The sequence below is a fragment of the Actinoplanes sp. KI2 genome, assembly GCF_025630775.1.
Classification (GTDB): Bacteria; Actinomycetota; Actinomycetes; order Mycobacteriales; family Micromonosporaceae; genus Actinoplanes.
In genome coordinates this window covers 52881-74385 of the sequence record NZ_JAOSZE010000013.1, presented here as the reverse complement: position 1 = coordinate 74385, position 21505 = coordinate 52881, and the positions used below count along the sequence as shown (strand labels likewise).

Sequence of the window (21505 nt, the reverse complement as noted above, 5' to 3'; positions counted from 1 at the left end):
GGTACGACAAATTCGGTCCGCGGGAACCGGCGATCAGACGGCGCCGTGCCCCGCCGGCACCGGCTCGCGCGGCGGTGGCGGGGGAGTGCCGTCCCCGAACGGCCGGCCGCCCAGTCTCGCCCGGTCGTGCGGTTCGAGCCAGGTGGTCAGGTCGGGCCCGGCCGGCACGATCCCGGTCGGGTTGATGTCCCGGTGCACCAGGTAGTAATGCCGCTTGATGTCGACGAAATCGATCGTGTCGCCGAAGCCGGGAGTCTGGAACAGGTCCCTCGCGTACGCCCACAGGACGGGCATCTCGCTGAGCTTGTTCCGATTGCACTTGAAGTGGTTGTGATAGACCGCGTCGAAGCGGGCCAGCGTGGTGAACAGCCGTACGTCCGCCTCGGTGATCGTGTCGCCGACCAGGTAACGATGATCTTCAAGATGTGACGACAGCTTGTCGAGGCGGTCGAAGAGCCGCGCATAAGCCTGCTCGTACGCCTCCTGCGTCCCCGCGAACCCGGCCCGGTAGACGCCGTTGTTCACATCCGCGAAGACGAACCGGTTGACCTTGTCGATCTGCTCCCGCAGCGAAGCCGGGTAGAGCGCCGGCGCCCCGGCCCGCTGATACTTGGTCCACTCCAGCGACAGGTCGATGGTGATCTGCGCAAAGTCGTTGGTCACCACCTGACCGGTCGGGATGTCGACCATGGCCGGGACGGTGATCCCCTTCTCGTACCCGGGGAAGCGGGCGAAATACGCCTCCTGCAACCGCTCGATGCCCAGCACCGGGTCGCGCCCGTCCGGGTCGAGGTCGAAGCTCCAGCTCCGCTTGTCGTGGGTCGGGCCGGCGACGCCCATCGAGAGCACGTCCTCGAGCCCCAGCAGCCGCCGTACGATGATCGCCCGGTTGGCCCACGGGCAGGCCCGGCTCACGATCAGCCGGTAGCGCCCCGGCTCGACCGGGTAGCCGTCCCGGCCGTCCTCAGTGATGCGAGTCGGAATGTACCGCTGATCCCGGGTGAACTCCCCGGACGGATTCACGTACGCCATAAAACCCATACTGCCAGCCGTATCGCACGTAAGGTTGCTTGATGAAAGCAGCCATTACACCCATCCTTGCCGTCGCCACCCTCGTCCTGACCTGGGGCCGTGATCTACCCCCGCCGGTGGTCGCGGTCGTCGCCCTGGTCCTGGGCGCCGCCGTGCTGTCCGCCGTCCACCACGCCGAGGTCGTCGCGCACAAGGTGGGTGAGCCGTTCGGCTCGCTCGTGCTGGCCGTGGCCGTCACCGTCATCGAGGTCGCGCTCATCGTCACCCTGATGATCAGCGGCGGCGCGAAGACCCAGTCCCTGGCGCGCGACACCGTCTTCGCCGCCGTGATGATCACCTGTAATGGCCTGGTCGGCCTGTCCCTGCTGGTCGCGGCCCTCCGCCGGCGGGTGGCCGTCTTCAACCCCGAGGGCACCGGTGGCGCGTTCGCCACCGTCATCACGATCGCGACGCTCAGCCTGGTGCTGCCCAACGTCACCACCAGCCGCCCCGGCCCGGAGTTCTCGCCCGCGCAGCTGGCGTTCGCCGCGGTCACGTCGCTGGCCCTGTACGCGCTCTTCGTGACCGTCCAGACCCGACGCCACCGCGACTACTTCCTGCCGATCACCACGGCCGGCGAGGTCATCGACACCGAGCAGCACGTCGACCCGCCGACCGGCCGTGCCGCGCTGACCAGCCTCGGCCTGCTGCTGCTCGCCCTGATCGGCGTGGTCGGCCTGGCCAAGGGCGTCTCCCCGGCGATCGAGAAGGCGGTCGGCGACCTCGGCATGCCGCAGGCCGTGGTCGGCGTGGCGATCGCCCTGCTGGTGCTGCTGCCCGAGACGATCGCCGCCGTCCGGGCCGCCGCCCGCGACCGCGTCCAGACCAGCCTCAACCTCGCGATCGGCTCGGCCATGGCCAGCATCGGCCTGACCATCCCGGCGATCGCCATCGCGAAGATCTGGCTGTCCGGCCCGCTGCTGCTGGGTTTGGGCGGCACCCAGATGATCCTGCTGGCCCTGACCGTCGCGGTGGGCACCCTGACCATCGTTCCCGGCCGCGCAAACGTCCTGCAGGGCGGCCTCCACCTGTCCCTGGCGGCCGTGTTCCTCTTCATGGCGGCCAGCCCCTGACCCCACGTCGAAGAGACCTGGGCGTTTCCCTCCCGCCGCCTTTCCCGTACGAGCGTCCGCCAAGTCCCCGGCGTGCCAGGGCCGCCGGCTGCACCAACAGCTCCGCGCCCGGCTGCCGGGCGGGCCCGGCCCAGGACCACCGCCGGTGCCGCGTACCGGGACTTCGCCGGGGCGCCTGGCCACGGCCTGCCGCAAGCCCGGCAGTCCCGCAGGTCTGGCAGCTGTGAGCGCTGACGCTGGGCCGGAACCGTTGCCCGGCGAGCTTCTCGCGCCCGCCGGGCGGTGGTGCCAAGTGCGTCAGGAGATCAGGCTGATGTCGAAGCCGACGAATGTCGTGCCGGTGGCGCGGTAGGTGGCGACGTTGCTGCTGGACGGGGTGAACCGGACGAAGCCGTGGCCCTGCGCGGATGTGCCCAGCACGGCCGAGCCGTACGGCGTGACCGCCAGTGCGTCGTCCGGCACGCCTATCTGGGACAGGGGCGGGGTGGTCCGGGTCTGGTTGATCGGGTACTGGCCGCTGTTCCAGTCGGCGGTGTGCCACGTGCCGTCGTCGCCGCTGAGCCACTGCACCTGGAACGAGAACACGTACCCGCCGTTGTTGACGACTGAGATCTTCGAGACGGCCTGCAGTGCCGCGTTGGCCGCTACAGCCGGCAGCGCGCTGAACAACAGCATGGCCGCCGCCGCCAGGACGCCCAGGCGCCGGCGCAGGTTGCGGTGTTTCATGTGAACCCCCGTGAGAAAGAGATGACTATCTGGAACACAGGGTGCGTTTCGTTGAGTGATCTGCGAGCCCGGTGATCATGGCGGTAGGTCCGGATCTCCGGCGGCCAACGCCGCAGCGACGTGCATGGATATCGACGGCGGCGCCGGACGTTTGCTGTGGCGCATTGCCGCTGGCCAGGGCTTTCTCGGCGGTGGTTTGGCGTTTTCGTAGCCCTATCCCGCCGGTCGCGGCGGACCGCCCGGTTGCGCCGTCGAGCGGGTGGAGTGTTGGTGGTTCGTGCGGTGTGTCCGCCGGCTGCGGGTCCGTTGGAGGGCCATGCGGCGGGTGGGGTTGGTCCTATCAGGACGAGGCTTGCGGCCGGGAACGTCGTGCCCGTGCTTGTCGCCGAAGGGCCGAAGGCGAGCGGGCGGTCGACCGGATTGCCGACCGGTCGTCCTCTTCGGACAATCAGCGGCCCAGCGCCCGAGCGACCGCAGACACGATCTGCTCATCCGCCACGCCGAGCAGCCGCGCCGCGCGGACGAACGCCGTGGCGCTGTCCCGCAGCGCCTCGTCCGGGTCCGACCGGGGTGCGGGTACCGCCGCGACCCGGGTTCCGCCGCCCCGCCGGGAGATCACCAACCCGGCCACCTCCAGCTCGCGGTACGTCCGGGCGACCGTGCCGACGGCCAACCCCAGGTCGGCGGCGAGTTGGCGGAGGGGCGGAAGGCGATCACCGGGCGCCAGCACGCCGAACCGGATCAGCTCGACCAGTTGGCGTCGCAGCTGCTCGTACGGCGGCGTGGGATCGTCGGTGACCACCGTCAACGCCGGACGGTCGGTCACCGCGTCCGCGCCAGGGGGTCGACCCGGTCCGGGGTGAGTGCCGCCGTGGCGCACCAGCCCACGAGGGCAAGCGATGCCGGAACCAGGGCGATCAGGGCCCAGCCCGCCGTTGTCCACCACGTCGACGCGCAGGAGATGCTGAGCAGGCCGCCGCCGGCCGTCAGGCCGACACCGGCGAGCGGGATGGCGATGAGAGCGCCGACCGCGCCGGTGACGACGCGGGCCGCACGCCGGCGCAGCGCGTCATCGACGGCCACGTCACCGGCGTCGCCGGAGCGCGGTCGGCGGACGATGGCCCGCACGGCGACGTACGCGAGCAGCACGCCGAACACCACGACGACCGCGAGCCGACCGGCATAGAACACGCCCGGCCACGGGCCGTGGCTCTCCACCGTGTCGGGCGTGCACCGCCAGGTCAGCGACCGTCCGGGGCGCCCCAGGTCGTCGGGGCTACCGGCCCAGGTCGTGGCGGTGAGCAGGACCGCGAGCGCTCCGCCGGCCGCGGCGACCACCCGGCCGAGGCGGTGTGGCAGGTAGTCGCGGATGCGGCGGACCTCGACGGCCGCGACCCGCATCGGCCCGCGCGGTGGCCGAACCGTCAGCTCACCGGCGAGTACGCCGACTAGCGTGCACAGCCCGAACAGCGGCGCGGCCAGCAGCAGCCCGGTGCCGAGATCACCCGATCGCGCGGCGATGCCGCCGACGATCACGCCGACCGCGGCGCCCGCCCAGCGCAGCACGGCGGTACGCCGGGCGACCCCCCGGATCATCAGTGCGGTCATGCGGCGCTCCCCGTTGTGTCAAGCGTTTGGCACAAGGAGGATGAGCCACGCCGGGTGCTTGTGTCAAACACTTGGCACATTCGGTGAGGCCGGTGAATCTAGGCGGACTGGCGCAGCACCAGGGTCGGCTCGTAGATCACCGACGACACCCGCATCTCCGGGTCGTCGATCCGGGCCAGCAGCAGCCGCGCCGCCTCGGCCGCCATGTCCTCCAGGGGATGGCGCACGGTGGTCAGGGCCGGCGTGGCCGCCACCGCCGCGCTGCTGTCGTCGAAGCCGACGATCGCCACCTGGTCGGGCACCGGGCGCCCGGCCTCGCGCAGCGCCAGCAGCGCGCCCACGGCCATCAGGTCGTTGGCGACGAACACGCCGTCGAGATCGGGGTGCTCGGCGAGCAGTGCGCGCATCGCGGTCTCGCCGCTCTCCTGGGTGAAGTTGCCGGCCTCGATCGGCACCCAGCCGTGGCCGTGTTTCGCCATCGTCCGCCGAAACCCGGAGATCCGGTCGTGGCTGGCCGGCACCTCGGCCGGTCCCGAGATCATCCCGATCCGCCGGCACCCGCGCCCGAGCAGGTGCTCGGCCGCCAGCGTGGCTCCCGTCTCGTTGGCGAGGTCCACGTAGTTGATCGGCACCGCCTCGCCCGGGCGGCCGATCATCACGGCCGGCACCCCGCCGTCGGTCAGCATCCGCGGCAGCGGGTCGACGGCCGGCAGCGACAGCACGATCGCGCCGTCGGCCTGCCCGTTGCGCAGGTCGCCGACGAGCCGTCGCCGGCCGTCCTCGGTGCCCACGATCTGCAACGCCAACTGCACGCCGGCCTGCCGCAACACGCTCATCAGCCCGCCGACGACCCGCCCGAAATAGGGATCGGCGAAGAACCGGCCCATGAACGGATCGTCGTCGTGCGACTCGGAATCCGACACCACCAGCGCCACGGTCCCGGTCCGCCGGGTGACCAGCGATCGAGCCAGCCGGTTGGGCACGTAGCCGGTCCGCCCGACGGCGTCCCACACGACCTCGTGCAGCTGCGGATCGACGTTCCGCACGCCGTTGATCACCCGCGAGACGGTCGCGCGGGACACTCCCGCCACCCGCGCCACGTCTTCCAGCGTCGGCAGCCGATCGACCGAGGTGCGCCCGCTCTGCATGCGGTCTTTATAGCACAGTCGGAAAGCGCTCTCCGACCGCAGCTTCCGCTCGGCGATCACCAAATTCCCTACACCGTACGCCGGGCGGCTCCCCGCCGGCCGCGGCCGTCCCCGATTCTCCGCGCGAGCACCTGCAACACCGGTCCGCAGCGCGACTATCGCGTGAGTCGGTGGGCACCCGCCGGCCGCCCCCGCTTGCCGGCCGTTTCCCGGCGGATTGGTTCCGGAACCGGGAACGGCCCTTCCGGCATTGACGCCTGTCATGTCGAGGCGCAGACTCGGAAAGCGCTCTCCGACCGCCGCCCGGTGTCCCCGCGCTGGGCGGTCGTATACCCCCATCCCCGTGGAGAACTGTGGAGATCCGAGTGAACACTGAATCCACGGCCCGGCTCGACGCCCGGCCGAAAGCAAGACGCAGAACACGCGCGATCCTCGCCTCGACCGCGGTCGCCGCCCTCGCCGGCACCCTCGCGATCGCCGGCGTCGAGGCCGCCCACGCCGCCGACACGCTGCTCTCGCAGGGCCGGCCCGCGATCGCCTCGTCCACCGAGAACGGCGGCGCGCCCGCCGCGGCGGCCGTCGACGGCAACGCGACGACCCGCTGGGGCAGCGCCTGGAGCGACCCGCAGTGGCTGCGCGTCGACCTGGGCGGCACCGCGAACATCACGTCCGTGCAGCTGCAATGGGAGGCCGCCTACGCGAAGGCGTACCAGATCCAGACCTCGGCCGACGGCAGCGCCTGGACCACGATCTACACCAAGACCAACGGCACGGGCGGCCCCGAGACGCTCACGGTGAGCGGTTCCGGTCGCTACGTGCGCATGTACGGCACCCAGCGTGGCACCGGCTACGGCTACTCGCTGTACGAGTTCAAGGTCTACGGCAGCCTGGTCAACCCGCCCGCCACCGACGGACCGGGCTACATCATGGCCGTACCGCCGGTCACCGGCGTGGTGCCGTCGACCGCCGTCCCGCCGGCCACCAACCCGCCCACCACGCACCACGAGTTCCAGGCCAACTGCGCGGTGAGCCGCTCCAACCTGAACGACGACCCGATCGTCTTCCCGAACATGCCGGGCGCCTCGCACTCGCACACGTTCATGGGCAACACGACCACCAACGCGGCCACCACGCTGAGCAGCCTGCAGGCGGGCGGCACGGCCTGCATCACGCCCGGTGACAAGACCGGCTACTGGATGCCGACGCTGCTCAACGGCACCACCGCCGTCCAGCCGGTCGGCCGCCAGGTCATCTACTACAAGAGCGGCGTGATCGACTACCGCAGCGTGCGCCCGTTCCCGCCCGGCCTGCGGTACGTGGTGGGCAGTCCGGCCGCGACCATGGACGACTTCCGGAACGCCCCGGGCGCCGTCGAGGGCTTCGAATGCGGCGACAGCTCGTTCAACTGGGACATCCCGGCCAATTGTCCGGCCGGCACCCAGCTCAACGTCCGCATGCAGGCCCCGAGCTGCTGGGACGGCCTGCACCTGGACACCCCCGACCACAAGAGCCACATGGTCTACCCGGTGCTCGGCATCTGCCCGAACGACCACCCGGTCGCCGTCCCGATGATCGAGTTCAAGATGGCGTGGCCGGTTAGCGGCGACATGTCGCAGGTCCACTTCTCCAGCGGCCGCGGCTACAGCTTCCACTACGACGTCTTCAACGCCTGGGACGTCCCGACCCTGGCCGCCCTCACCACCCACTGCATCAACGGCGGCCTGCAGTGCGACCCGCGCGGCTTCGACCAGTACAAGCCGGACCGTGGCGCCGCCCTCAACGAGAACTACGAGCTCCCGTAGCGGCAACTCCGGCGAGTCGAAAGGCGAGTGGAAAGGCGAGTCGAAAGGGCGTCGTCCGCGCGGCGGCGCCCTTTCCCATTTTCCCGCGCAATTAATGAATGCTTTCGAGCGTCGTCAAGGCGGCGCTGCGGGTGCGGAGAACCTGAAGCGCCAAGGCGCGCGTCTGCGGTTCGACTCCCGATTTGTTCTCGCTGTCGGCGAGATTTTGGCCCTGTTCGAGGTGCGCCCGGATCAGCTTGAGCGCGTCCGCGTCGAACCTCTTTCCGAACAGCGCCTGCGCATCGGTGACCTGTTGCGGGGTGACCATGCCGGGCATCTCCATGCCCTTGTGCGGGTTCACCGCGGGCAGCCCGGCCTGGTCGTGCAGCGCGCGCAGGCTGGACAGCTCGGCCGTGGTGAATGCCTGGACTTGCAGCGCCAGGGCCTGCACGCCGGGGCTGCCGCTGCTGCGCGGGACGAGCCCGAGCAGGGGCAGCAGTTGCTCGTCCATCGCGATGTTGATCTCGATCCAGGCGAGGTCGGTGCCGCCGAACTGGGTCGCCGTGGTCGGCGCCGGGATGGTGTCCGCCTCGGGCCGCGAACTCCTGCACCCGGCCGGCCCGGTCGTCGCCAGCAGGCCGGCGAGCAGGAGCCGGGCAATCATTTTCACGCGCCGAGTCTGACTTTTCCCGATCCGGTCTGTCAACGATTCGATATTGATGAATGGCAACGCTCTCGTAACGATAATGCCGATCGATGGAGCGCTCTCCGTCACTTTTCGGACGGCCCCGGGCGAACCGCTTGCTAGCCTGGATTCCGGTGCCCGCCGCAGCGGACATCCCGGACGAGTTGCGCGTCGTACCCGGCCTGGACAAGACGACCGCCGAAGAGGTGACTCGTCATGGCATGGGCCGTGTTGGTGCTCTCCGGCATGCTGGAGACCGTCTGGGCCATCGCCCTCCATCGCAGCGCCGGCCTCAGCCGCCCGATCCCCAGCGTGACCTTCGTGGTGTCGCTCGCGCTGAGCATGGCCGGTCTCGCCTACGCGTTGCGCACGGTCCCGGTCGGCACCGGTTACGTGGTGTGGGTGGGCATCGGCGCGGTCGGCACCGCCGTGATCGGCATGGTCGCCCTCGGCGAGCCGGCCACCCTGCCCCGGCTGATCTGCCTGCTGCTGGTCGTGGCCGGCGTGGTCGGCCTCAAGGTCTTCCACTGACGAGGCGCCTTGTTGTCCCGGCAAAGCGGTGTCTACGGTCTGGTGATGCATTCGCGGCTGGTGGCGGTGACCTTCGAGGCGGACGACCCGGTTCGGGCGACCCGGTTCTGGGCCGCTCTGCTCGGCCGGGAGGTCGTCGAGGACGTCGCCGGGGCGCTTCTGCCCGGGGAGGACGGCCAGCTCGGTCTCCGGTTCGTTCCGGGCCGCGCGGGCCGACCCGGAGCGAACCGCATGCACCTGCACCTGACCAGCGTCGATCTCGATGACCAGGAACGCACGGTGGCGACGGCGCTCGAGCTGGGTGGCCGCCACCTCGACGTCGGGCAGCGACCCGAGGACCGGCATGTCGTCCTGGCCGACCCCGCGGGCTACGAGTTCTGCGTGATCGAGCCCGGCAACGCCTACCTAGCCGGGTGCGGCCCGCTGGGTGAGCTTGCTGGTGAGGGCAACCGGGAGGTCGGCCTGTTCTGGAGCAGGGCGCTGGGCTGGCCGTTGGTGTGGGACCAGGACCAGGAGACGGCGATCCAGTCGCCGGCCGGAGGCACCAAGATCGCCTGGGGTGGACCTCCCGTGCCCCCGAAAACGGAGCCCAACCGTCAGCGCCTCGAGCTCGTCGCGGCCGCCGTCGGCCGGCAGGCGGCGGCCGACGAACTGATCTCCCTCGGCGCCACTCAGGTCGGGATCGGTAAGGACGGCTCGGTCGTGCTGGCGGATCCCGACGGCAACGAGTTCAGCATCGCGGGGGCGCGGGTGGGTCAGAGCGCGACGTCGACGGTGCGGCCCCGCACGGCGCGGGACTGAAGTTCGCGCCGGGCCGCCTGCTGGGCCCGGCCGAGGGCGTTGTCGTCCTGCTCGACGGCCCGGGCCGCGGCGTTGCGGGCGGACAGGTCGACGTCCAACCGGGCCTGGCAGTGCGTGAGCAGGGCGCGGGCGCCGGTGCTGAGCGGGATGGTCGCCATCTCGTCCCCCTTGGGGTCGGTTGCGGTTCAGTTGCCGCCGACCATCGGCCGGGTTGCAGCGACCCTTTGGATTCTCGGCGGGCAAATTTCCGCGTCACGGCTCCAGGTCCACCCCGACCGCGTAGTGGTCGGAGGGGTAGACGCCGCCGCAGGGCCGGTCGCCGGCCAGGAACGCGCCGTGCACCGGCAGATGCTGGCCGGGCCGGCCGGGGCGGGCGAGGACGTGGTCGATGCGGCGGTCGATCAGGTCGGGCGCGTCGTGCGGGGCGTACGGGAGGGCCGAGTCGAAGGTCACCGCCGCGGGGTCGGCCCCGGCCGCCGACCAGGTGTCGACCATCGCGTCGCGCAGCGGCGCCAGCGTCGGCTGGTCGATGCCGGCGTTCAGGTCGCCGAGCAGGAGCACCGGCAGCGGGCCGTCCAGCCGAGGGGCGGTGGCGAGCTCGGCCAGCGCCCGGCACTGGGCCAGGCACGGCTCGGCGTCCGCCACGATGACGTGCAGCGGGCCGCGCGGATGATCGAGGGTGGCGAGCAGCACGGCGGGTCCGGGCCGGCCGCGCCGCGCGGCGGGCAGTTCGTGAGCCTCGACGGCGACGATCGGCCAGCGGCTGAGCAGTCCGATGCCCATCTCGATGCCCGGTTGTCCGGGGTCCCCGAAGGCATTGTTCGCGATCGCGGGGAACGGCGACGGCGCCCATGCGGCGTGCAGGCCGCCCGGGGCCGCCAGGCGTTGCGGCTGGTCGGTGCCCTCGCCGGACCAGCTCTCGGTCAGGCCCAGCACGTCCGGGCGGTACGCCTCGAGCGTGGCATGAATGCTCTGCTCGCGTTCCCGCCAGTTGCCACCGAAGCGCCACCACACGTTCCAGACCATGACACGCATCGATGTAACATACTCAACCGTTCTGCCAGAGCCCGATCAGATTGCCCTCGGTGTCATGGAAGTAGGCACTGAATCCCATCTGGCCGACCGGCTGCTTGCCGATCGCGACCTTGCCGCCGAGTTTCTCGATCCGGGCGAGCGCGTCGTCGATGTCCGCCACGTCGACCGTGATGACCGGTGCGGTGATCGGGCCCTGCCGGTGGAGCATGCCGCCGTTGATCGCGCCCGGCTCCGTCGGCCGGCCCTGCTCGTCGGTCTCCGTGGTGCCGACCATCGTGTACTGGAACTGCGGCATCGAGTCGAGCCGCCAGCCGAACGCCTCGCGATAGAACGTCGTGGCCCGCTCGCCGTCGTCGAACGGCACCTCGAAATGCACGACCTTGTCCATGCTGACCTCCTCTATTCTCGGAGACTAGGCCGTCACATAGGCGAGGAGAAGGCGTTGCGCGGCCGGGTCGCCTGCCTCGGTGAGCGCGCGGACCGTGCCGGCCAGGATGTCGGCGATCTGGATCTCGGGGTGGCCGGTCGCGTCGAGAAACCGGATCTCCTGGAGGGCGCAGCGCTCGCGAAGGATCTCGATCCGGCGCGGCGGGAGCTGGGTCTGCCGGTCGTGCGCGATGGCGGTCGGGCCCCAATGCTTCACGGCCGCGACGATCGCCGGGACGAGCGGGTCGAGAACGGAGCGGCCGATCGGGTCCTCGGCGAGCCAGGCGCGGAAATCGGCCACCCGCTCGCCCCATTTCCCGCGGGGTGGCCAAGACGATTTCGCCCGCAGGAGGTCATTGGCGACCGACAGGTCGGGTATCGGAAGCCCGATGTGCTCGGCGAACGCGTCCCGCACGAATGCCGCCTTCTCCAGCAGGAAGACATGGCCGCGCCCGAATACCGGGCCGTTCTCACCGAGAAACCACAGCAACGTCGCGCGGTGTTTCTCGCGCAGCAGATGGGTGGCCTTGTACTGGGTGGCGGGGGAGCGGATCCGGTCGCGGAGCTCGGCCAGGACCGCCGCCGCGTCGGGGAGAAGAACGGAGGCGTGCGCGAAATAGCGCGTGGTCGAGCCGATGAGCTTCTCGCCCTCGTACCCGGATTCGTCACAGGCTATTTCCCGCATCCGACATGTGTATGTGGGGCCGCCCCTTCCCCACAAGGGGCGGCCCCACGGGAGATCAGCCGCGGTAGACGCCGAACTCCCAGAGCGAGTAGCCGTAGGTGGTGGCGCGGGTTGTCCCATTTACTCGGACATAGCGACCACTGCCGGAAATATTTAGCTCATCGAATCCGCCGTCGCCGCTCGACGTCGAATAGACCGTCGTCCAATTCGTCCCGTCGGTCGAGGTCTGCAGCTGGTAGGACGTGGCGTAGGCGGCCTCCCACGCCAGCTGCACGTGGTTGAACGACTGGGTCGAGCCGAGGTCGACCTGCAGCCAGGCCGTGTCGACCCATTCGCTGGCCCAGCGCGTGCCGTAGTCACCGTCGGTCGCGTACTGCGGCAGCTGCGCGCCGTTGGTGCCGGTCGGCTGATAGCTCGAGGCCGTCGTGGTCCTGCCCTTCGCGAGGTTGGTCCCCGATTCGGTGGGCGGCACCACCTTGATCGACTTCTGTTCGATGCCGACGTTGCCCTGGCCGTCGTACGCGTACACGTAGACCTTCCAGACGCCGAGCGTCTCCGGCGCCTTAACGGTGAACGAGCCGTTCCCGTTGTCGGTGAAGGTCGCGTTCCGCAGCCCCGTCCCGCCGCTGATGTACTTGTCGGAATACATCAGGTTGTAGCGGATCAGGTCGTTCTGCGGGTCGCTGGCGGCAACGGTGACCGTGAACGTGCCGCCGGCCGGGACCGCGGTCTGGTTCGACACCGACATCGACGAGATGACCGGCGGGGTATTGGCCGGGGTCTGTCCCGAATACGCCTGGCTGAGCGCGTAGTAGCCGAGCCGCCGCCAGCCGCCGGTGAACGTGTTGAGCCAGACGCCGCCGAAGTCGTTCTCGAGCCCGTAGTGGAACTCGGTCACGCCCAGCGCGACACCGGGGTGCGCGTTGATGGCGGCGACGCTGTTCGCGTACCCGTCCCGTTTCTGCACGTCGGTCGGCTCGGTCGGCACCCCGTTCACGTCGTTGGGGACCTCCCACTCGCCGGACGGGCCGCCCTCGGTGACGATGTACGGCTTGGTGTAGCCGCCGGCCACCCAGTCGTTGTAGACGTTGCCGATCGCGCCGTACGAGTTGACCGCCAGCAGGTCCAGATCCGGCGCGTACTGCTTGTAGTACGGCCAGGCGCCGGTATAGGCGTCGGTCGAGGTCACCGGGTGATTCGGGTCGGCCGCGTGGATCGCCTGGGCCAGCTGGTTGACGAACTTCGCGTACCCGACCCGGCGCGCCTCCACCTCGGCCGCCGACAGTCCGTGGTCCTGCATGGTGAGGATGACCTCGTTGCCGACGTCCCACATCAGCACGCCCGGGTTGTTCTTCAGCGCGTTGACCCGGTTCACGATCTCGGTCTGCACCGAGTTTTTATAAGCTGTGTCGTTCACGTAGTCGGCGCCCTGGTTCAGCCAGTGCCCGACGACCACCTTGATGCCCTGCTGCGCTGCCCGGTTCAGCAGCGTCGGGGTATTGGCGTCGTCCACTCCCCAGATCCGGATCGTATTGACGCCCATGGCGTGCAGGTCGCGCATGTAGCCGTCCGCGGCCGCCTGCGGCGGACCGTAGGTCAACCCCTTGATCCGGTACGCCGAGCCGCCGACCTGCAGCTGCCAGTTGCCCTGCGAGCCGGTCACCTTCACCACGCTGGGCCCGCTCGGCGTCGCCGGGTCGGTCATCGCGGCCGGCGTCGTACCGGTCGCCCGGGACACGCTGACCGAGTCGACGCTGAGCACGCCGCCCGAGGTGGTGTCGGCGGTCGGCGTGGTGCGCCCGGCGATCGCGTTCGGCAGCGACCCGCCGATGCCCAGGTCGAAGCGCAGGAAGAAGCCGTGGTGCACGGCCGCGTTCCAGGCCGTGACGCCGACCTGCGACTCGCGCACGAGCCAGGTCTGCCGCCCGTCGAGGTAGAACCGGATCTCCTCGTCGGTCCTGGTCCGGTCGATCACCTGCGAGTACTCGTGGTAACCGCTCTGGCAGCCGGCGCAGCTGGCCAGCCCGGAGGCGCGGCCGTTGTACTCGGCGCACGGCCCGTCCGGGGCGGTGCCGCAGTGCAGCGTCTGCGACAGCTGGTTGCGCCCGTTGACGTCGGTCATGATGTCGGTCTCGCCGACGCCCGGCCAGTTGTTGTAGTTGCCCCGGTAGGCGGCGCCGGTCGCCCGGAACCCGGGCCAGTAGCCGAGACCGTTCGCCACGTCCGGCTGCTTGAGGACGGCGCTGAACTTCGTCATCGTCCCGGCCGTCGGCTCGAAATCGGTGCGCTGCGTCTCGATCCGGCCCGACGTCCAGTTGCCGGCGCCGTCGCGGATCGCCTTGATGTTCAGCTTTCCGGTGCCGTCGAGATAGACGTTCGCGGTGCTGCTCGACGCGGTTTCCACCTCGCCGGTGCCCCAGTTCGCGGCGCCACCGGGGTACGAGGTGCCGGTCCGCAGCAGCCAGTTCGCGCCCGACGGCGAGGTGTTGGCCGCGCCGTCGAAGGAGTCCGACCAGATCGTGGTGAAGTCGCCCGGCACCTGGGTGGGCGCGGTGGTCGGCGGCGTCGTGGGCGGCGTGGTCGGGGTCGTCGTGGTCCCGCCGTAGACCTTGAACTCCCACAGCGAGTAGCCGTAGCCGATGCCTCGCTGGGTGCCGTACATCCGCACGTAGCGGCCGGTTCCGCTGACGGCGAGAGTCTCGGTGCCGCCGGGGCCGGTGCTGGTGGAGTAGATCGTGGTCCAGGTGGTGCCGTCCGGCGAGGTCTGGATCTGGTACGCCTTGCCGTACGCGCTCTCCCACTGCAGGACCACCGAGGTGATCGTCGAGGTGGCGCCCAGGTCGACCCGGATCCACTGCGGATCACTCCAGGCGCTGGCCCAGCGGGTGTTCGCGTTGCCGTCGGTCGCCAGGGCGGCCGCGTACCCGTCGCCCTCCTGGGACGACGCGGTGGTGGGTTTGCCCTGCGAGAGCAGGGTGTCCGCGGCGTGCGCGCCGAGCTGCACGACCGCGACGTAGGCGACGATGATCGCCACGACGAGGACAGGGATGAGGCGCCGCCACGCGGGGCGCGGCGGCGAGGAAGCCGTATTCACGGATAACTCCCGGGGATAGAGCGGCTGCGCTCGGGGAAAGCGCTCTCCGTCATTGCGCGAAGTGTTACGCCGCGCTTTCATCCGTGTCAATACCGTGGCCCGGTTCCGGTCCGGCTGCTCGGAACAACCCACGTAAAACGGTCCACCCATTGACAATCACCGGTCGTACGGGTCAGGGTGGCAGTGGGTTTGGAGAGCGCTCTCCAACTCGACCGGTGGCCGGCGGCCAACACCCTCGTCGTCGGCCACCCGCCCTTACCTTGCCCGAACACCGCCCGCGGCCGGTCGCGGGCATGATGGAGCGGTGAGCGACACCCCCGGAAAGGGCCTCGTCCTGGTGGTCGAGGACGAGCGGCCGATCGCCGACCTGGTCCGGCTCTACCTGGCCCGGGACGGCTTCGGCGTGCACGTGGAACACGACGGCACCGCCGGGCTCGCCGCAGCCCGGCGCCTGCGGCCGGTGGCCTGCATCCTCGACATCGCGTTGCCCGGCATGGAGGGCACCGAGATCGTCCGGCGGCTGCGGGCCGACGGCGACTGGACGCCGGTCATCTTCCTCACCGCGCGCGACGACGAGGTCGACCGCATCCTCGGCCTGGAGATGGGCGGCGACGACTACGTCACCAAGCCGTTCAGCCCGCGCGAGCTGGTCACCCGGGTCAAGACCCTGCTGCGCCGCGCGTCCGGCTCGCCCGACGAGGGCAAGCGGGTGCGCACGCTGGGCCCGGTGACGCTCGACCCGGGCCGGCGCCAGGTCACCGTCGACGGCGCGCCGCTGAGCCTGACCCCGACCGAGTTCGATCTGCTCGGCCACCTGCTGGGCCGGCCGGGCCGGGTGTTCACCCGGGAGGAGCTGCTGGCCAGCGTCTGGGGCTACGCGTCCGCGGCCGGCACCCGTACCGTCGATGTCCACGTCGCCCAGGTGCGGGCCAAGCTCGGCGACGCCGCGTCCCTGATCCGCACCGTGCGCGGCGTCGGCTACACCGCCGATGCGTGACTTCTTCCGCACCCTGACCGGGCGGGTCGTGCTGGTCACGGCCGCGACCGCGGTGGTCGCCGTGATCGTGACGGCGCTGGTCGCGGTACCGGTGGCGACCCGCTCGGTGAACCAGCGGATCCGCGCCGAGCTGGTCGAGCAGAGCAAGATCGCGGTGGAGCTGCTGACCACGGAGAAGCAGGCGGCCCGCGAGCGCATCGCGACCGACCTGCGCGACGAGCACGTCGAGATCTATCTCGTACGCCGGGGCGTGGTCGACCGTCCCGGCCTGCCCGCCCGCGTCGTCAACCAGGTCGCGGCGGGCCTGAAGGTGGACACGCGGTCCCTGGTGGACGGCCGCCCGTCGTTCATCGTCGGCCAGCCGCTCAGCGGTCAGCGCAGCGGTGTGATCCTCACCCGCCCGGTCGCCATCGGCACGACCGCCAAGGTGCTCGGCAGCATCTGGATCGCGATCCTGGCCGGTCTGGCCGGCGGCATCCTGGCCGGCGCGCTGCTGGCCCGCTTCATCGCGCGGCCGATCCGGCTGGCGGCGAGCGCGGCGGCGCGGCTGTCCGCGGGGGACCGCTCGGTGCGGATCTCCCGGCGCGGCCCGGCCGAGGCCGCCGACCTGGCCGACGCGATCAACCAGCTCGCCGGCGCCCTGCAGATCAGCGAGGGGCGCGAGCGGGACTTCCTGTTGAGCGTCTCGCATGAGCTCCGCACCCCCTTGGCCACCATCCGGGGGTACGCCGAGGCGCTGGCCGACGGCGTGGTGGCGGAGGACGGCGCCGAGAAGGCGGGCGCCACCATGCTGGCCGAGTCGGAGCGCCTGGACCGGCTGATCTCCGATCTGCTCGTGCTGTCCCGGCTGGAGGCCGCCGACCTGCCGCTGGATGTGGTCGCGGTGGACGTCGTCGACCTGGTCCGCTCGGCCGGGGACGCCTGGGCGGCCCGCTGCGCGCCGGACGGACCGCTGCTGCGGGTGCAGCTGCCCACCCAGCCGATCATGGTGACCACCGACCCGGGCCGGATCCGGCAGGTGATCGACGGCCTGTGCGAGAACGCGCTGCGCGTGGTGCCGGCCGGCGCGCCGCTGGTGCTGGCCGCGCACGCCGGTCCGGACGCCGCGGTCATCGAGGTGCGCGACGGCGGCCCCGGCTTCACCGACGACGACCTGAAGGTGGCCTTCGACCGCGGCGCGCTCAACCGCAAGTACCGGGGCATCCGCAAGGTCGGCAGCGGCCTCGGCCTGGCCCTGGCCGCCCGGCTGGTGGCTCGGCTCGGCGGCCGGATCAGCGCCGGGCATGCACCGGAGGGTGGCGCAAAGTTTGTCGTGGAGCTGCCCTATCCCGAGCGAACTTACGCTTCCCGTACATTGCCCTGATCCCGGCTTCGTGTGTGCGGGAAAGCATTCCCACCATGAGACGAACCCTCCTGGCCCTCGGGCTCACCGGCATGCTGGCCCTCGGCGGTCTGGCCCTCGCCGGCTGCGGCGCGACCGGCGCCGCGACACCGTCCGCGGCGTCCGCCGACCTCGCGGACGAGGCGCTCGCGCTGAAGCAGGTCGGCTTCGACACCGGGCTGGCCGACCACCCGTCGCCGAACGCCTCGGCGGGCAGCGGCGACGCCCCGCACGGCGGGCAGGTGCGCAAATACCTGCGCAAGAACACCCTGCACGGCGAGTTCACGATCCAGACCAAGAAGCAGGGCATCAAGACGATCGTGGTCCAGCGCGGCGAGGTCACCGCGGTGACCGCCACCCAGGTGACCGTCAAGTCGACCGACGGCTTCACGCTGACCTGGACGTTCGGCGACAAGCTGAAGGTGGTGCAGGACAAGAAGGCGGCCGACAAGACCGCGCTCAAGACCGGCGAGCAGATCGGCCTGGCCGGCACCAAGGACGGCGCCATCACCGACGCCCGCCTGATCGCGATCAAGTCGTGATCGCCCTCGGGTGAGCAAGAGCCGCGGCCCGTCTCCCCCGGGACGGGCCGCGGCGTACTCGGGAATGCTTTATTGAAGGAACTCGCCGAGCGGGCTCAGCAGCAGCTTGCCCAGGTCGGACGCGATTCGGTCGAGGTGGGCGCGTTCGGCGTCGGTGGCCGACATGTCGTGCCGCATCGCCCACAGCTTCCGGGCGTTGCGCCACGCCACGTTCCTCGTGTAGTCGACCGCCTCGCCCTGCCACCAGTCGTCCAGCCGGCCGTTCATGGTGTCGATCAGCAGCTGCCACTTGTCGAGGTAACCGCGGCGCAGGCCGGGGATGGCTTCCGCGAAGATCTCGTTGATCTGCAGGTAGTCGTGGTGCTGGTCGCTGTCGTCGATCGGGTCGGTGCCCAGGTGGTCGAACGTGGTCACCAGCGCGAACGGCAGGTCGAAGTTGATGTGCGCGTTCACCCCCGCGCAGGCGGCCGGCAGCGGGCGGCAGTCCGGGCCGGGGATCCGCTGGAACAGCCCGGCCCACACGCGCGGGCAGTGCGGGCTGGCGTCGGGGCCGGCCCAGGCGCGCAGGGCGTCGAAGTACCGGGCGGCGAACTCCACGTCGAGCCGGGACAGGAACGACGGGTCGACGAACTTGCCCGCATACAGGCGCTCGAGGACGCTCTCGGTGATCGTCAGGTAGAGCCTGTTGAAGTCGCAGAGCGGGTTCTCCGCGAGCAGGGGCGGCACGCGGCCCAGAATGTCCTGCAGCTTCGTCAGCTGGTCGACCACGGCGGGCACGTCGTCGGGGTGCGATTGGAGCAGGTCGGTCATCTCCTGCTTCACCGGACCCCAGACCGACTCGGTCATCGGTTCCTCCAGGTGCTTCTCACTCGGAGGGCCCCCCAGCACCACCCGGCGCCGGTAGACGCCGGGTGGTGCTCCCCCGTGGGAAAGAGCCTTTCACCGGCGACCTACGCAGGGATCGGTAGAAGTACGTATTCCGCGTACGTAGATAACGAAAAGGTCACGCCGCGGTCAGATAGACCCGGCTGGCCTGCACTCTCGTGCGCACCTGGAGCTTGTCGAAGATGTGTCCGACATGGACGCCGACGGTCCGCTCGCTGATGTACAGCCGCTCGCCGATCTCCCGGTTGGTCAGGCCCTCGGCGACCGCGGCCAGTACCTCGCGCTCGCGCTGGGTCAGCACGGCCAGGCCGTCGTCCTCGGCACTGGGCGGCGCGAGATCGACCGTGTCCAGGTCGTCGGCGAGCGCCACCCGGAACCGGTGCGCGGTCGAGACGATCTCGGCGGCGAACGGCCGGGCGCCCATCGCGGTCGCCGTCGCATACGCCTCGCGCAGCGCCAGCACCGCGGCGGGCTTGCGGTACTTACGGGTCAGCGCGGCCTCGGCGCGGCGCAGCCGGGCATACGCGGCGGGATAGGGCTGGTTGCGCCGATCCCACGCGGTCGCGGCGCGCTGCCACGGGACGGGGTCGTGCCGCTCCTCGACCCGGCTGATCTCGGCGTGGCACAGGTCGATGTAGCCGTCGATGACCGCGCGGACCGGCGTCGCGGCGTTGCCCACGCCCTCGGACATCCGGTCGACCACGGTCTTGAGCCGGCGGATCGCGCCCGGGTCGACCGGCTCGCCGGCCGCCCGCGCCTCGGCCTCGGCCCGCAGGCCGTGCCAGGCCAGCACGCCGAGCAGCACCAGGTCGTCGGAGCGGGTCTCGGTGAGTCCACGCTGGACCGCGGCCCGGGCCTGGGCGTGCCGGCCCTGCCACATCGCCAGCCCGGCCCGCAGGGTGAGCATCGGCAGCACGTGCCGGGCGCCGCCGCCGGCCAGCAGGGTGGCCACCGCGTCCAGGTCGCGCTGCGCGGCGTCGACGTCGCCGAAACCCACCCACAACCGGCACCGGGCCAGCAGCAGCTCGACCGCGTCCGCGCCGGACGGGCGGTGCCGCATGGCCGCCTCGAGCACGGCGTCGGCCTCGGCCCACTGGCCCACCCGGAACAGGCCGTTGCCGGCGATCGCGAGCAGGCGGGTCTGATACGTACGGCCGGCGCCCAGTGCGGCCAGCCGTTCCGCGCCCCGGCGGGCGACCAGCACGCCCTCCTCGGGGCTGTTCAGCGGGCCGGTCAGCAGCTCGGCGAGGTGCAGATAGGCCACGCCCAGGTCGTCCGGGTGGCCGGAGCGCTCGGCGATCTCGACGGCGTGCCGGATGACCGCGAGACCGGCGTCCGGGTCCTCGCGGAAGGCCGAGCTGAAGCCGAGGGCGGCGCTGGCGCGTACGAGATCGCGGGTGGAGCCGTTGCCCGCGGCCTGGTCGAGCGCCTCGGTGGCCCGGGCGTTGGCGTCCGCGTACCGGCCCAGGTGCAGCAGCAACTCGGCGAGGTTGGCGGCGGCCGAGACACGCTGCTGCGGTGTGCAGTCCGGCGAGCGCAGGGCCAGCTCGTACTCCACCTCGGCGGTCGCCGACCGGCCGGCCGCGGCCAGGTAACGCGCGCGGCGCAGGTGCAGGTCGCACTCGCCCGGCGCGTCCGGCTGCTTGGCCAGCTCGGCCAGCCGATCGAGGGCCCGCTGGTGCTCGCCGCAGTGGTGCGCGGACTCGGCCGCGTGCGCCACCAGCTCGGTCCGCTCGGGGGCGTCGTCGGTCGTGAGGTCGAGCGCCAGGCTCCAGTAGCGGTGCGCCTCGGTGAACCCGTACAGCTTCTCGGCGCTCCGCGCGGCCGCGACCACCGACGGCAGCGCGCGAGCCGGCTCGCCCGCCTTCTGCCAGTGATGAGCGAGCCGGGCGTGGTCGACCTCACCCGACGCCTCCATCGCCTCCGCATAGCGGCGGTGCAGCGACGCGGCCTCGGCCGGCAGCACCTCGGCCTCCAGCACCTCGGCGACCAGCCGGTGCCGCAGGCGGTAGCCGTCGGTGGAGCTCGCCACGAAGCGGTGCGCGACCGCGGCCCGGATCGCCTCGATCAGCTCGTCCTCGGCCAGCCTGGTCACCCGGGACAGCACGGCGTGCCCGACCGGCTCGACGCCGGCCGCGATCGCGTGCACCACCGCGTGCGCGTTCACCGGGAGCTCGTCCACCCGGGACAGGAAGATCTCGCGCAGCGTGTCGGACAGCTCGACCCGGCCGTCGCGCAGGTCGCGGGCCAGCTCCTCGACCACGAACGGGTTGCCGCCGGAGCGCTTGTAGACCCGGTCGGCGTCCTCCGGCTCGATGCCGGTCCCGGCGATCGCGCTGACCAGCTCGGAGGTCTGGTCGCGGTCGAGTGGGGTGAGATCCACCACCTTCACCGAGCGCAGCCGGCGCAACTCGGCCAGCACCCGGCGCAGCGGGTGGGCGCCGTGCAACGCCTCGGCCCGCACGGCGGCCAGCACCGACAGGCGGATGCCGCCCAGGCCGGCCAGCAGGTAGAGCAGCAGCTGCCGGGTGCTGCGGTCGGCCCACTGCAGGTCGTCGAGGACCAGCAGCAGGTCTTTCTCGCCGGCCACCGCGCGCAGGTCACGGCTCACCCGGTCGAGCAGGGCATCGGCGCCGGCCGTCTGGTCCCACTGCTGAAGATCGGGTTGATACTGCCGCAAGGCCTGAAGAACGGGGTGCAACGGGGACGCATCGCCGATGTCGAGGCAGGTTCCGGACAGCACGGAGTAACCCGCGTCACCCAGCGCGCGGGCGGTCTCACGCAGCAGCCGGCTCTTGCCGACCCCGCTCTCGCCGGTGAGAAACACCGCGGCGGTGCCGCCCGGGCCGACATTGCGCAGGTCGGACTGGATCTCGGCAAGCGTGTCGGTACGCCCGACAAGCGGACCGTCGTCCCCTTGCTCGCTGGCCATGCAGGGCAGCCTAGTGCGAATGGACCTAGCACGTTCTCGTCGGTTCGGTCTGTTCTGCGTCACAAAAATGACGGGAGCCCCGGGCTGTCAGAGATACGTCGTTC

General features: G+C 71.0%; 20 protein-coding genes and 1 riboswitch. Of the genes, 7 read left to right on the top strand and 13 right to left on the bottom strand.

The window, feature by feature from the left end:
* Positions 1-33 precede the first annotated feature (33 nt).
* Positions 34-1032 (bottom strand): glutathione S-transferase family protein, encoded by a 999-nt coding sequence (locus ODJ79_RS15440; RefSeq protein WP_263024130.1) that lies wholly within the window; start codon positions 1030-1032, stop codon positions 34-36.
* Positions 1033-1073: 41 nt separating this feature from the next.
* On the opposite strand from ODJ79_RS15440, the gene ODJ79_RS15435 reads away from it, so the two are divergent.
* The gene (locus ODJ79_RS15435) at positions 1074-2144 is read left to right on the top strand and encodes a calcium:proton antiporter (RefSeq protein WP_263024129.1); all 1071 of its coding nucleotides are present in this window, start codon (positions 1074-1076) and stop codon (positions 2142-2144) included.
* Positions 2145-2441: 297 nt separating this feature from the next.
* Here ODJ79_RS15435 and ODJ79_RS15430 read toward each other — a convergent pair whose 3' ends face one another.
* From ODJ79_RS15430 to ODJ79_RS15415, 4 genes are all read right to left on the bottom strand, one after another.
* Positions 2442-2870 (bottom strand): hypothetical protein, encoded by a 429-nt coding sequence (locus ODJ79_RS15430; protein WP_263024128.1) that lies wholly within the window; start codon positions 2868-2870, stop codon positions 2442-2444.
* 448 nt (positions 2871-3318) lie between these two features.
* On the bottom strand, positions 3319-3696 hold the full coding sequence (locus ODJ79_RS15425) for a GntR family transcriptional regulator (RefSeq protein WP_263024127.1): 378 nt from the start codon (positions 3694-3696) through the stop codon (positions 3319-3321).
* Entirely contained in the window at positions 3693-4478 is a 786-nt protein-coding gene (locus ODJ79_RS15420) for a hypothetical protein (RefSeq protein ID WP_263024126.1), read from the bottom strand. Before ODJ79_RS15420 ends, ODJ79_RS15425 begins: the two co-directional genes overlap by 4 nt.
* 98 nt (positions 4479-4576) lie before the next feature.
* On the bottom strand, positions 4577-5626 hold the full coding sequence (locus tag ODJ79_RS15415; RefSeq protein WP_263024125.1) for a LacI family DNA-binding transcriptional regulator: 1050 nt from the start codon (positions 5624-5626) through the stop codon (positions 4577-4579).
* Positions 5627-6054: 428 nt separating this feature from the next.
* Between ODJ79_RS15415 and ODJ79_RS15410 the strand changes: the two genes are divergently transcribed.
* Complete coding sequence (locus ODJ79_RS15410) at positions 6055-7428, top strand: DUF1996 domain-containing protein (RefSeq protein ID WP_263024262.1); 1374 nt, start codon at positions 6055-6057, stop codon at positions 7426-7428.
* A gap of 91 nt (positions 7429-7519) precedes the next feature.
* On the opposite strand, the gene ODJ79_RS15405 is transcribed toward ODJ79_RS15410, so the two are convergent.
* Positions 7520-8137 (bottom strand): DUF305 domain-containing protein, encoded by a 618-nt coding sequence (locus ODJ79_RS15405; protein ID WP_263024124.1) that lies wholly within the window; start codon positions 8135-8137, stop codon positions 7520-7522.
* A gap of 86 nt (positions 8138-8223) precedes the next feature.
* Positions 8224-8294, top strand: a riboswitch (guanidine-III (ykkC-III) riboswitch).
* A gap of 14 nt (positions 8295-8308) precedes the next feature.
* Here ODJ79_RS15405 and ODJ79_RS15400 point away from each other — a divergent pair.
* Positions 8309-8623, top strand: a complete 315-nt coding sequence (locus ODJ79_RS15400) for a DMT family transporter (protein ID WP_263024123.1) — start codon at positions 8309-8311, stop codon at positions 8621-8623.
* Positions 8624-8668: 45 nt separating this feature from the next.
* The gene (locus ODJ79_RS15395; protein WP_263024122.1) at positions 8669-9424 is read left to right on the top strand and encodes a VOC family protein; all 756 of its coding nucleotides are present in this window, start codon (positions 8669-8671) and stop codon (positions 9422-9424) included.
* Here the strand turns inward: ODJ79_RS15395 and ODJ79_RS15390 are convergent.
* The 5 genes from ODJ79_RS15390 to ODJ79_RS15370 all read right to left on the bottom strand — a co-directional run bounded on the left by ODJ79_RS15390 (position 9379) and on the right by ODJ79_RS15370 (position 14664).
* The gene (locus ODJ79_RS15390) at positions 9379-9582 is read right to left on the bottom strand and encodes a hypothetical protein (protein WP_263024121.1); all 204 of its coding nucleotides are present in this window, start codon (positions 9580-9582) and stop codon (positions 9379-9381) included. The two genes, ODJ79_RS15395 and ODJ79_RS15390, sit on opposite strands and share 46 nt — an antisense overlap.
* Positions 9583-9676: 94 nt before the next feature.
* Positions 9677-10459: an endonuclease/exonuclease/phosphatase family protein gene (locus ODJ79_RS15385; RefSeq protein WP_263024120.1), complete on the bottom strand. Its 783-nt coding sequence runs from the start codon at positions 10457-10459 to the stop codon at positions 9677-9679.
* Positions 10460-10472: 13 nt separating this feature from the next.
* The gene (locus tag ODJ79_RS15380) at positions 10473-10847 is read right to left on the bottom strand and encodes a VOC family protein (RefSeq protein WP_263024119.1); all 375 of its coding nucleotides are present in this window, start codon (positions 10845-10847) and stop codon (positions 10473-10475) included.
* Positions 10848-10871: 24 nt separating this feature from the next.
* The gene (locus tag ODJ79_RS15375) at positions 10872-11570 is read right to left on the bottom strand and encodes a DUF3800 domain-containing protein (RefSeq protein WP_263024118.1); all 699 of its coding nucleotides are present in this window, start codon (positions 11568-11570) and stop codon (positions 10872-10874) included.
* Positions 11571-11625: 55 nt separating this feature from the next.
* The gene (locus ODJ79_RS15370) at positions 11626-14664 is read right to left on the bottom strand and encodes a discoidin domain-containing protein (RefSeq protein ID WP_263024117.1); all 3039 of its coding nucleotides are present in this window, start codon (positions 14662-14664) and stop codon (positions 11626-11628) included.
* 304 nt (positions 14665-14968) lie between these two features.
* On the opposite strand from ODJ79_RS15370, the gene ODJ79_RS15365 reads away from it, so the two are divergent.
* From ODJ79_RS15365 to ODJ79_RS15355, 3 genes are read left to right on the top strand one after another with little or no spacing between them, the layout of a single operon-like run.
* The gene (locus ODJ79_RS15365; RefSeq protein ID WP_263024116.1) at positions 14969-15661 is read left to right on the top strand and encodes a response regulator transcription factor; all 693 of its coding nucleotides are present in this window, start codon (positions 14969-14971) and stop codon (positions 15659-15661) included.
* Positions 15654-17024, top strand: a complete 1371-nt coding sequence (locus tag ODJ79_RS15360) for an ATP-binding protein (protein WP_263024115.1) — start codon at positions 15654-15656, stop codon at positions 17022-17024. The genes ODJ79_RS15365 and ODJ79_RS15360 overlap by 8 nt, the downstream gene beginning before the upstream one ends.
* 35 nt (positions 17025-17059) lie before the next feature.
* Entirely contained in the window at positions 17060-17584 is a 525-nt protein-coding gene (locus tag ODJ79_RS15355; RefSeq protein WP_263024114.1) for a hypothetical protein, read from the top strand.
* Positions 17585-17653: 69 nt separating this feature from the next.
* Here the strand turns inward: ODJ79_RS15355 and ODJ79_RS15350 are convergent, their stop codons facing one another.
* Together ODJ79_RS15350 and ODJ79_RS15345 are read right to left on the bottom strand one after the other, a co-directional pair.
* Entirely contained in the window at positions 17654-18430 is a 777-nt protein-coding gene (locus tag ODJ79_RS15350; protein WP_263024113.1) for a DUF5995 family protein, read from the bottom strand.
* A 157-nt stretch (positions 18431-18587) separates the two neighbouring features.
* Positions 18588-21401 carry an ATP-binding protein gene (locus ODJ79_RS15345; protein ID WP_263024112.1) on the bottom strand — a complete coding sequence of 938 codons (2814 nt, stop codon included), beginning with the start codon at positions 21399-21401 and terminating at the stop codon, positions 18588-18590.
* Positions 21402-21505: the final 104 nt, after the last annotated feature.

What these genes read in the sequence shown, in the direction of transcription:
- ODJ79_RS15380 (WP_263024119.1), bottom strand. Translation starts at nt 10,847, where the DNA reads ATGGACAAGGTCGTGCATTTCGAGGTGCCGTTCGACGACGGCGAGCGG.
- ODJ79_RS15390 (WP_263024121.1), bottom strand. Translation starts at nt 9,582, where the DNA reads ATGGCGACCATCCCGCTCAGCACCGGCGCCCGCGCCCTGCTCACGCAC.
- ODJ79_RS15345 (WP_263024112.1), bottom strand. Translation starts at nt 21,401, where the DNA reads ATGGCCAGCGAGCAAGGGGACGACGGTCCGCTTGTCGGGCGTACCGAC.
- ODJ79_RS15375 (WP_263024118.1), bottom strand. Translation starts at nt 11,570, where the DNA reads ATGCGGGAAATAGCCTGTGACGAATCCGGGTACGAGGGCGAGAAGCTC.
- ODJ79_RS15420 (WP_263024126.1), bottom strand. Translation starts at nt 4,478, where the DNA reads ATGACCGCACTGATGATCCGGGGGGTCGCCCGGCGTACCGCCGTGCTG.
- ODJ79_RS15430 (WP_263024128.1), bottom strand. Translation starts at nt 2,870, where the DNA reads ATGAAACACCGCAACCTGCGCCGGCGCCTGGGCGTCCTGGCGGCGGCG.
- ODJ79_RS15360 (WP_263024115.1), top strand. Translation starts at nt 15,654, where the DNA reads ATGCGTGACTTCTTCCGCACCCTGACCGGGCGGGTCGTGCTGGTCACG.
- ODJ79_RS15435 (WP_263024129.1), top strand. Translation starts at nt 1,074, where the DNA reads ATGAAAGCAGCCATTACACCCATCCTTGCCGTCGCCACCCTCGTCCTG.
- ODJ79_RS15385 (WP_263024120.1), bottom strand. Translation starts at nt 10,459, where the DNA reads ATGCGTGTCATGGTCTGGAACGTGTGGTGGCGCTTCGGTGGCAACTGG.
- ODJ79_RS15355 (WP_263024114.1), top strand. Translation starts at nt 17,060, where the DNA reads ATGAGACGAACCCTCCTGGCCCTCGGGCTCACCGGCATGCTGGCCCTC.
- ODJ79_RS15400 (WP_263024123.1), top strand. Translation starts at nt 8,309, where the DNA reads ATGGCATGGGCCGTGTTGGTGCTCTCCGGCATGCTGGAGACCGTCTGG.
- ODJ79_RS15415 (WP_263024125.1), bottom strand. Translation starts at nt 5,626, where the DNA reads ATGCAGAGCGGGCGCACCTCGGTCGATCGGCTGCCGACGCTGGAAGAC.
- ODJ79_RS15395 (WP_263024122.1), top strand. Translation starts at nt 8,669, where the DNA reads ATGCATTCGCGGCTGGTGGCGGTGACCTTCGAGGCGGACGACCCGGTT.
- ODJ79_RS15350 (WP_263024113.1), bottom strand. Translation starts at nt 18,430, where the DNA reads ATGACCGAGTCGGTCTGGGGTCCGGTGAAGCAGGAGATGACCGACCTG.
- ODJ79_RS15440 (WP_263024130.1), bottom strand. Translation starts at nt 1,032, where the DNA reads ATGGCGTACGTGAATCCGTCCGGGGAGTTCACCCGGGATCAGCGGTAC.